Raw genomic sequence first — 244 nt, 5'->3', positions numbered from 1 at the left:
ATTCACGAATCAGTTGATCCAAGTCTATTGGCAGGCGCTACAATCAAAGTCGGTGACAAAGTCATTGATGATTCGATGCGCGGCAAGTTACAACAGTTAAAAACACAGCTAACTGCCTAATGCCAATCATCAATACAGTCAAATATTGACTGTATGATTATAAGAGCAATTAAGTCAGTGGGCGGGTTATCATAAATTAAAGGAAACAAGGCAATGCAACAATTGAATCCAGCGGAAATCAGTA

Annotated in this window: 1 protein-coding gene; it reads left to right on the top strand. The window is 38.9% G+C overall.

The genetic code is table 11. The features are described 5' to 3' along the window. The gene (locus tag R2R70_RS22515; RefSeq protein WP_410979274.1) at positions 1–120 is read left to right on the top strand and encodes a F0F1 ATP synthase subunit delta; all 120 of its coding nucleotides are present in this window, start codon (positions 1–3) and stop codon (positions 118–120) included. Positions 121–244 lie beyond the last annotated feature (124 nt).

This window comes from Cobetia sp. SIMBA_158 (assembly GCF_046566945.1).
Taxonomy (GTDB): domain Bacteria; phylum Pseudomonadota; class Gammaproteobacteria; order Pseudomonadales; family Halomonadaceae; genus Cobetia; species Cobetia amphilecti.
The sequence above is the reverse complement of the archived record's forward strand: the minus strand, read 5'-3'. Positions and strand labels throughout refer to the sequence as shown.